This window comes from Pseudomonas sp. GM80 (assembly GCF_000282515.1).
In the GTDB taxonomy this organism is placed as follows: Bacteria; Pseudomonadota; Gammaproteobacteria; order Pseudomonadales; family Pseudomonadaceae; genus Aquipseudomonas.
The window spans coordinates 1-10,190 of the sequence record NZ_AKJD01000186.1; the positions used below are offsets into that span (position 1 = coordinate 1).

At 60.4% G+C, this 10,190-nt stretch carries 6 protein-coding genes; all 6 read right to left on the reverse strand.

Annotated features, from left to right (window positions below):
* Positions 1-171: 171 nt before the first annotated feature.
* A complete protein-coding gene (locus PMI37_RS25255; RefSeq protein WP_008086441.1) occupies positions 172-1,641 on the reverse strand; it encodes an efflux transporter outer membrane subunit in 1,470 nt (489 codons plus the stop codon).
* A complete protein-coding gene (locus PMI37_RS25260; RefSeq protein WP_008086444.1) occupies positions 1,638-4,745 on the reverse strand; it encodes an efflux RND transporter permease subunit in 3,108 nt (1,035 codons plus the stop codon). The genes PMI37_RS25255 and PMI37_RS25260 overlap by 4 nt, the downstream gene beginning before the upstream one ends.
* A gap of 142 nt (positions 4,746-4,887) precedes the next feature.
* Positions 4,888-7,989 carry an MdtB/MuxB family multidrug efflux RND transporter permease subunit gene (locus tag PMI37_RS25265; protein WP_008086446.1) on the reverse strand — a complete coding sequence of 1,034 codons (3,102 nt, stop codon included), beginning with the start codon at positions 7,987-7,989 and terminating at the stop codon, positions 4,888-4,890.
* Positions 7,986-9,293, reverse strand: a complete 1,308-nt coding sequence (locus PMI37_RS25270; RefSeq protein WP_008086448.1) for an MdtA/MuxA family multidrug efflux RND transporter periplasmic adaptor subunit — start codon at positions 9,291-9,293, stop codon at positions 7,986-7,988. The genes PMI37_RS25265 and PMI37_RS25270 overlap by 4 nt, the downstream gene beginning before the upstream one ends.
* A gap of 186 nt (positions 9,294-9,479) precedes the next feature.
* Positions 9,480-9,980, reverse strand: coding sequence for a thiol peroxidase (tpx, locus tag PMI37_RS25275; RefSeq protein WP_008086450.1), 501 nt, complete (start codon positions 9,978-9,980; stop codon positions 9,480-9,482).
* Between the two features lie 13 nt (positions 9,981-9,993).
* Positions 9,994-10,190, reverse strand: a 197-nt coding sequence (locus tag PMI37_RS32310; RefSeq protein ID WP_238552734.1) for a hypothetical protein, incomplete at its 5' end; no start/stop codon positions are given.

Genomic DNA, 10,190 nt, shown 5'->3' on the forward strand with positions numbered 1-10,190 from the left:
GAAGGCTGCGATCTTTTGACCTTGATTCTTTAACAGGCAAGATCAGAGGATCGCAGCCTCGTTTCACTCGACAGCTCCTACATAAGCCACCGCCCTGTAGGAGCTGCCGCAGGCTGCGATCTTTTGATTTTGATCTAGCAGCCTGCGGCAGGTTCTATAGGGAGGTTATCGTCACTTGGAGTCGCTCACATCCAGTTGCCCGTCCCAACCACCGCCCAATGCGGCGATCAGTTGCACGCTGGCGATCAATCGGCTCTGCAGGATGTTCAGCACGCTGCGCTCGTTGCTCAATGCCGTGGCTTGCACCACGACCACGTCGATGTAGGCAATCAATCCGGCCTTGTACTGGTTTTCCGTCAGACGCAGCGAATCACGCGCCGCGTCGAGCGCTTCCTGGCGCACCGCCGCTTCGTCTTCATACACCTTGAGCTGCACCAGGTAGTTTTCCACCTCGCGGAAACCGTCGAGCACGGTTTGGCGATACTTGGCCACGGTCTGGTCATACACCGCTTCGGTCCGGTCAACCTCCGCCGAACGAATGCCGCCGTCGAACAGCGGCAAGTCCAGCTTGGGCCCGACCGACCAGAAACGGTTGGGCAAACTGATCAAGTCATTTGAGGTACTGCTGCTGTAACCGCCGCTCAGACTCAGCGACAGGTCGGGGTAATACGCCGCTTTCGCCACCCCGATATTGGCATTGGCCGCAATCACCGAACGCTCGGCCGAGGCGATGTCGGGACGCCGTTCGAGCAGTTGCGAAGGCAGACTCAACGGTACTTGTGGCAGGTTGGGAATGTTCTGCGTTTCGGCGATATTGAAATCCGCCGGGGCTTGCCCGGTCAGCACGGCAATCGCGTTCTCGAACTGCGCGCGCTGCCAGATCAGATCGACCAGATCAGCCTGAGTGCTTTTTAGCTGGGTTTGCGCCTGGGCCACCGCGTCTCGCCCGGAAACACCGGCGCGGTACTGGTTCTGTGTCATTTTCAGCGAACGTTCATACGCCGCAACGGTGGCTTCGAGCAGTCGTTTCTGCTGATCGATCACCCGCAATTGCAGGTAGTTCTGCACCAGCTCCGACTGCTGGCTCAGGCGCATCGCCGCCAGATCGGCAAAACTCGCCTGGGCACTGGCCTGATCCGCCTCAAGTCCCCGGCGCAATTTGCCCCAGATATCAGCTTCCCAACTGACGCCCAACTGCGCGTTGTAGGTATCTCGAATCCCGCTCGAGGAACTGCTCAAACTCGAACTGCTGCTGCCGGTGCCCTGACTGGAGCGGGTCTTGCCCACACTCAGATCGACATTCGGGTAAAACGCCCCGCGCGCACTGCGCACCAGCGCCTGGGCCTGACGGAACTGGGCTTCGGATTGCGCGACGGTCTGGTTGGAGCTGTTGAGCTTCTCGATCAGCCCGTTGAGCTGCTGATCACCGTACAGCTCCCACCAGGCACCACGCGCCAGCGAATCGCTGGGATTGGCCTGACGCCAGCCCTCGGCTTCCTTGTACTGGGCAATTTCAGCGGTTTGCGGGCGCTGGTAGTCCGGGCCGACAGCGCAGGCACTGAGCAACGCCACGCACAGCGACAGGCTCAACAGACGCGAGCCGCGAACAGAGGCCAGATGGATAAGCGAACGGTCAGTCATAGCGGAGTTTCCAGAGCGGCGTCAGTGCGCACGCCACGCCATTTGTTGAAGCGATGGCGCAGCTTGTCGAGATAAAGGTAAACCACGGGTGTGGTGTAGAGCGTCAGCACCTGGCTGAAAATCAGCCCGCCGATAATCGTCAGGCCCAATGGCTGACGCATTTCCGCACCTTCGGCGCGGCCGAGCAGCAACGGCAAGGCGCCGAGAATCGCTGCCAGCGTGGTCATCAGGATCGGGCGCAGTCGCTGCAGGCAGGCACTGCGGATCGATTCCAGCGGGGTCATGCCCTGATGACGCTCCAGTTGCAAGGCGAGGTCGATCATCAGGATGGCGTTTTTCTTCACCACACCGATCAGCAGGAACAGGCCGAGCAATGAAATCAGGCTGAACTCGCCACCCAACGCATAGATCGACAGCAGCGCCCCGACACCTGCCGAGGGCAAGGTCGAGAGAATCGTCAGCGGGTGGATATAGCTTTCATACAGCACGCCGAGTACCAGATACACCGCCAGCAGCGCACCGAGGATCATGAACGGCTGACTCTTCTGAGTGGCGGCAAAAGCGTCGGCAGTACCGGCCATTTTCGCAATGACATCTTCCGGCAAGCCGACCTTGGCGATCGCCCGTTCAATGGCCGCGCTGCCCTGCTCTACCGTGACGCCTTCGGCCATGTCGAAGGCAATGTCCTCCGAGGCGAACTGGCCTTCGTGGCTGACGCGGTCGTCTTCCAGGCTGTTTTCATAATGCGCGAAGGTCGACAGTGGAATGCGCGCGCCGTCAGCGGTGATCACCTGCACCTGTTTGAGCGTCACCGGGTCCTGGGCGTATTTCGGATTGACCTCCATCACCACCTGGTACTGGTTGAGGCTGTCGTAGATCGTCGAAATCTGCCGCTGGCTGTAAGCGTTGTTCAGCACCGCCGTGACCATGTCCATGTCCACGCCAAGGCGTTTGGCCTGGTCACGGTCGACAATCAGCGTCACCTGCTGCGCCCCCGCCCCTTCTTTGGCGTCAATGGCGGTCAGTTCGGGCAAGGCTCGAAGCGCGGCCACGACTTTTGGATACCACTTGCGCAACTCACCCAGATCACCGCTTTGCAGGATGTAACTGTACTGCGACGAAGTCTGCTCGCGGCCACCGCCAAATTGCAGGTCCTGGTCCGCCATCAGCATCAATTGCGCACCGGCGACCTTGGGCATTTCCTTGCGCAGGCGTTCGATGACTTTCTGCGCCGACAGCTGACGTTCCTTGATCGGTTTCAACCGCACCAGCATGAAGGCGTTATTGGTGCCATTGGTGCCGCCGATGAACCCGGCAACACTTTCCACGGCTTCGTCCTTGAGCACGGCGCGGCGGAAAACCTCCATTTTCGGCTGCATCACACTGAATGACAGACCGTCGTCACCGCGCACAAAGCCGATCAATTGGCCGGTATCCTGCTGCGGCATGAAGGTTTTCGGCACCACGACGTACAGTGCGACGTTCACCCCGACGGTGATCAGCAGACTCAGCAGCGTCAGGCGGCGGTGGCGCAGCACCCAATCCAGGCTGGTGGCGTATTTGCCGACCATCCAGTCGTTGGTCCGCCGGCTCCAGCGTTGCAGGCGGTTTTCCTGGCCCGGCGTATGTGGCTTGAGCCAGCGCGCGCAGAGCATCGGTGTCAGCGTCAGGGAAACCACCAGCGACACCACAATCGCGGCAGCCAGCGTGATCGAGAACTCACGGAACAGACTCTCGACAATCCCGCCCATGAACAGGATCGATAAAAATACCGCGACCAGCGACACGTTCATCGACAGCAAGGTAAAGCCGACTTCCTTGGCTCCGAGGTACGCGGCCTGCATCGGTTTGACGCCTTCGTCGATGTGCCGGGAAATGTTCTCCAGCACCACGATGGCGTCGTCGACCACCAACCCGGTAGCGAGAATCAGCGCCATCAGCGACAGGTTGTTCAGCGAGAACCCGTAGAGGTACATCACCGCAAAGGTGCCGACCAGCGACACCGGCACGGCCAGGGTCGGAATCAGCGAGGCGCGGAAGTTACCAAGGAACAGGAACACCACCAGGATCACCAGCGCCACGGCAATCAGCAAGGTCATCTCGGCTTCGTGCAGGGTCGCCTTGATCACCGGCGAGCGATCCATCGCCAGATTGAGCTTCACACTGGCTGGCAATACCGCTTGCAGCGCTGGAAGTTGCGCCTTGATCTCGTTGACGGTCTCGATGATGTTGGCACCGGCCTGCCGGTTGATCACCAACAAGACGGCTGCGTCATCGTTGAAGAAACCGCTGTTGTAACGGTCTTCGACGCCGTCGCTGACCTTGGCCACATCCTTCAGGCGCAGCGCGGCGCCATCGGCATAGTGGATGATCAGCGATTCGTAATCCTTGGCTTTTTCCAGTTGATCATTGGCTTGAATCTGCCACAACCGCTGGCTGTCTTCGACCGAACCCTTGGGCCGACGTACGTTGGCATCGGCAATGGTCTTGCGCACATCATCGAGCGCCACGCCGTACTGGTTCAGCGCCTGCGGTTCAAGTTCGATACGCACCGCCGGCAGCGAACTGCCGCCGATCTGCACTTCACCGACGCCCTGCACCTGCGACAGGCTCTGCGACAGAATGGTCGAGGCCAGATCGTACAGCTGGCCTTTTTCCAGCACGTCCGAGGTCAGCGACAGCACCATGATCGGTGCTTGCGACGGGTTAACCTTCTTGTAGGTCGGCATACTGCGCATCCCGCTTGGCAACAGGTTGCGCGATGCGTTGATCGCGGCCTGCACTTCACGCGCTGCGCCATTGATGTCGCGGTCGAGATCAAATTGCAGGATGACCCGGGTCGAACCCTGGCTGGAACGGCTGCTCATGGTGTTGACGCCGGCAATCGCGCCGAATGAACGTTCCAGCGGCGTCGCCACGGTGGACGCCATGACTTCCGGACTGGCACCGGGCAGGCTCGCCTGCACCACGATCACCGGGAAATCCATTTGCGGCAGCGGCGCCACTGGCAACAAGCCGAAGCTGACACCGCCCAGAAGCATGATTGCCAGGCTCAGGAGCATGGTCGCTACAGGGCGCTTGATGAAAGGACCGGACAGATTCATCGCACGCGATCCCCAGCTTCACCGCACACCCCTGTAGGAGTGAGCCTGCTCGCGATAGCAATTTGTCTGCTCACATAAATGTTGGATGTGCCGGCCTCATCGCGAGCAGGCTCACTCCTACATGGGGAATGTGTACGGACGGTCATACCGAGACCTCTTCGGCGTCGGCATTGGTTTTGCCAAAGCGTCGGCCGAGACGGTCGAAATACAGGTAGATCACCGGGGTGGTGAACAGCGTCAGCACTTGGCTCACCAGCAAGCCGCCGACCATCACCAGACCCAACGGTTGACGCAACTCGGCGCCAGAACCGGTGGCCAGCATCAGCGGCACCGCACCGAACAATGCCGCCAGCGTGGTCATCAGGATCGGCCGGAAGCGCAGCAGCGCCGCCTGGTAAATCGCCTGTTCCGGCGCCATGCCCTGGTTGCGCTCAGCATCGAGGGCGAAGTCGATCATCATGATCGCGTTCTTTTTCACAATACCGATCAGCAGAATGATGCCGATGATCGCGATCATGCCCAGGTCGTTACCGCTGAGCAGCAACGCCAGCAAGGCGCCAACGGCGGCCGATGGCAACGTCGAAAGAATGGTGATCGGGTGAATGTAACTTTCATAAAGCACGCCGAGCACGATGTACATGGTCACCACGGCGGCCAGAATCAGCAGCAAGGTGCTCGACAGCGATGCCTGGAACGCCTCGGCGGCGCCCTGGAATTGCGTCTGCACGCCCACCGGCATGCCGATGTCTTTCTGTACCTGCTCGATCACGTCCACCGCATGCCCCAGCGCCACACCCGGCGCAAGGTTGAACGACATCATTACAGCCGGGAACTGGCCGATGTGGGTGATCGCCAGTTGCGCCTGGCGTTCCTCGACGTGGGCCAGACTCGACAGGCGCACCTGCGCGCCGTCCGTGGTCTTGACGTGAATCTGGTCCAGCGCCTGCGGGCCGATCTTCTCACCGGCCTGAGCCTGCAGCACCACGCGGTACTGGCTGGCCTGGGTGTAGATGGTCGAAATCTGCCGTTGGCCGAAAGCGTCGTACAGCGCATCAGTGATGTTCGCCACTGACACGCCGAGACGCGAGGCCGCATCACGGTCAATCACCAGATACACCTGCAAACCCTTGTCCTGCAAATCACTGGCCACGTCCGTCAGTTCCGGGCGCTGCGCCAGCGCCTCGACCAGACGGCCGCTCCATTGGCTGAGCAACTCGGAATCCGGTGAGGACATGCTGAACTGGTACTGCGTGCGGCTGACACGGTCCTCGATGGTCAGGTCCTGCACCGGCTGCATGAACAGACGGATACCGACCAGTTTGTCGACTTGCGGCTGCAACCGCGCAATGACTTCACTGGCCGTGAGATCGCGATCGCCATGGGGTTTGAGGTTGATCAGCAAGCGGCCGCTGTTGAGCGTCGCGTTGTCGCCGTCGACACCGATGTAGGACGACAGACTCTGAACCGCGGGGTCTTCAAGAATGATCTTCGCCAGTGCCTGTTGGCGATCACCCATTGCGGCAAAGGAGATCGATTGCGGCGCCTCGGAAATGCCCTGGATCACCCCGGTGTCCTGCACCGGGAAGAAGCCCTTCGGTACGACCATGTAAAGGAATACGGTCAATGCCAAGGTGCCAATCGCCACCAGCAAGGTCAGGGGCTGGTGTTTCAGCACCCAGCGCAGCATCCGCCCGTATTCGGCAATCATCCAGTCGATCACCGCACCACTGCCGCGATAGAAACGCCCCTGTTCGTGTTCCTCCGGTTCACGCTTGAGCAGACGCGCGCACATCATTGGCGTCAGGGTCAGCGAGACCACCAGGGAAATCAGGATGGCGACGGCCAGGGTAATGGCGAACTCGCGGAACAGGCGCCCGACCACGTCGGCCATGAACAGCAACGGAATCAGTACCGCGATCAGCGACAGGGTCAGCGAGATCAGGGTGAAGCCGATCTGCTTGGCACCTTTCAGCGCCGCCTGCATCGGGCTGTCGCCCTCCTCGATAAATCGGGAGATGTTTTCCAGCATGACGATGGCGTCATCGACCACAAAACCAGTGGCGATGGTCAACGCCATCAGCGTCAGGTTGTTGACCGAGAAGCCGGCCAGGTACATCACCCCGAAGGTGCCGATCAGCGACAAAGGCACGGCCACCGAGGGAATAATCGTCGCACTGGCGCGGCGCAGGAACAGGAACGTGACCATCACCACCAGCGCAATGGCGATCAGCAATTCATGCTGGACGTCAGTAACCGAGGCGCGGATGGTTTGCGTCCGGTCGGTCAACACGGTGACATCGAGACCGGCCGGCAAGTTGTCGGTGATGCTCGGCAGCAACGCCTTGATGCGGTCGACCACTTCAATGACGTTGGCGCCCGGTTGACGCTGAATGTTCAGCAGGACGGCCTGATTCTGGTTGGCCCACGCGGCGAGACGTTCGTTTTCGGCGCCATCGACGATTTCCGCGACATCCTTGAGGCGCAACGGTGCGCCGTTCTTGTAGGCAAGGATCAGGTTGGCGTAATCCGCAGGCGACGTCAGTTGGTCGTTGGCGTCGAGCATCGACACCCGGGTCGGGCCGTCGAAGTTGCCTTTCGGCTGGTTGACGTTGGAGGCACCGATCAGGGTGCGCACATCCGACAGGTTCAGGCTGTTGGCCGCCAGTGCCTCGGGGTTGACCTTGATCCGCACGGCCTGACGCTGGCCGCCGGCAATGCTGACCATGCCGACGCCGCTGATCTGGGCGATTTTCTGCGCCATGCGCGTGTCGACCAGGTCATTGAGCTTGGGTAGCAGCATGGTTTTCGAGGTGATGGCCAGGGTCAGCACCGGGGTGTCGGCCGGGTTGACCTTGTTGTACACCGGCGGTGCCGGCAGATCGCTCGGCAGCAGGTTGGTTGCCGCGTTGATGGCGGCTTGCACCTGTTGCTCGGCGACGTCCATGTTGATGTCGAGGCTGAAACGCAGGGTCAGCACCGAGGCGCCACCGGAACTGGTCGAGGCCATTTGCGTCAGGCCCGGCATCTGCCCGAACTGGCGCTCGAGCGGTGCGGTGACGGCGCTGGTCATCACGTCCGGGCTGGCGCCGGGATACAGGGTCATGACGCGGATGGTCGGGTAATCGACCTGCGGCAACGCCGAAACCGGCAACAGACGGTAAGCGATCAAGCCGGCCAGGACGATGGCCAGCATGCTCAGGGTAGTGGCTACCGGACGGAGGATGAACAGCCGCGAAATGTTCATGCGCCCTTCTTGGCCTTGTCAGTCACTGCCGCGTCCGTCGGGTTGGCGGCCGATTTGCCCTGCAGGTGTTCGGTCGGGGTGGTCGGGACCTGGTTGCTGTCGTTGACCACCTCCACTTCGCTGCCCTCTTTCAAACGGTCGGTGCCCTCGAGCACAACGCGGTCGCCAGCAGCCAGGCCTTCGGTGACCACCGTGTTATTGCCATCGCTGGCGCCGATCTTCAGTTGGCGAATAGTGACTTTCTTGTCGCCGTCCAGCGCGTAGACGAAGGTGCCGTTGGTGCCGAATTGAATGGCCGCGGACGGCGCCAGAATCACGCCCTTGAGGGTGTCTGCCAGCAGGTGCACGTTGACGAACTGATTGGGGAACAGCGACTGATCGCGGTTTTCGTAACGCGCCTTGAATTTCAGCGTGCCGGTGGCGACATCAATCTGGTTGTCGAGGCTTTGCAGCACGCCGGTCGCTTGCAGTTTGGTATCGCCGCGATCCCACGCTTCGGCCGGCAGTTTCGCGCCGCTGCGGTAGCGGGCGAGTACGGTTTCGAGGCTGTTTTCCGGCAAGGTGAAGGCGACGCTGATCGGTTGGGTCTGGGTGATGACTGCGAGGAACGTGGTGTCATTGGCCGCGACGAGGTTGCCGACGTCGACCTGACGCAGACCGACACGACCGGCAATCGGCGCGCGAATTCGGGTGAATTCGAGATTGAGCTTGGCGTCGTTGACGGCCGCCTGATTGGTTTTCACCGTGCCCAGATACTGGCCGACCAGCGCTTCGGCGGTGTCCAGGGTCTGCTTGGCGATGCTGTCCTCTTTGAACAGGCCGCGATAACGCTCGACATCGACCTGAGCGTTTTTCAGTTGCGCCTGATTCTGCAGCAAGGTGCCTTCAGCCTGCAGCAAGGCATTCTGGTAAGGACGCGGATCGATCTCGGCGAGCAGGTCGCCGGCCTTGACCATCTGGCCTTCTTCGAAATTGATCTTCACCAGTTCGCCGCCAACGCGGCTGCGCACATTGATGGTATTGAGTGCGGTGACCGTGCCCAGCGCCTTGTAATACAGCGGGAAGTCCCCGGTAACCGCCGGTGCCACGCGCACCGGTATCGGCCCGGCGCCACCGCCGAAGCCCGGCCGCATCATGCCCGAACGCCCGGTATGCCCGGCGGCCGCTTTCTCTCCGCCCTCCTTGTGGGCTGAGCCGGCAGGCCAGAATTTCCAGCACAGGACGGCGATAACCAACAAGACAAGCAGGCTGATCAGCCAGCGACGGGAGTTGCGGGGGGACGATTGCATGGAATGATTAACCATTGGGCGCGTGGGCTTCTTTTACGGGAGGCTGAACGATAAGCACTGGTGGGGAATTAGCAAAGCAGCTTTACCGGCAATTTACCTTCAACTTACGTTTCAAGGTGTGAGGCAAAACACTGATACACAAATGAAAACGGCCTGGACAGGGCCAGGCCGTTAACAATTGTAAACGCGTTGTAGCAGAGCTTACTTCAGTACGGCCAGAGCAGCATCGTAGTTCGGCTCTTCAGCGATTTCCTTGACCAGTTCGCTGTGCAGGACGTTGTCGTTTTCGTCCAGAACTACCACGGCACGGGCGGTCAGGCCTTTCAGCGGGCCGTCAGCGATGGCCACGCCGTAGTTCTCGATGAACTCGGCGCCGCGCAGGGTCGACAGGTTTTGCACGTTTTCCAGGCCTTCGGCGCCGCAGAAACGCGCTTGGGCGAACGGCAGGTCAGCCGAGATGCACAGCACTACAGTGTTTGCCACTTCGTTGGCCTGAGCGTTGAACTTGCGCACGGAAGTCGCGCAGGTCGGGGTGTCGACGCTTGGGAAGATGTTCAGGACTTTGCGCTTGCCGGCGAAGTCTTTCAGGGTAACGTCCGACAGATTGCCGGCAACCAGGGAAAAGGCTGGCGCCTTGGAACCGGCTTGTGGCAATTGGCCGTTGACTTGAACCGGATTGCCTTTGAGGGTGACTTGAGCCATGACTTCAGTCCTTCTAGTGTTTTGAGTGGAAAGCATGCAAGAGGCCGAAGTTAACCACGAAATTGTCCGACGACCTATGCCCCACTTGAAAATTGTCGGGCGACAGCACAAAAAATTGTATACAACCCGACACCCCCGTAGGAGCTGCCGAAGGCTGCGATCTTTTGATCTTGTCGTTAAAAATCAACATCAAAAGATCGCAGCCTGCGG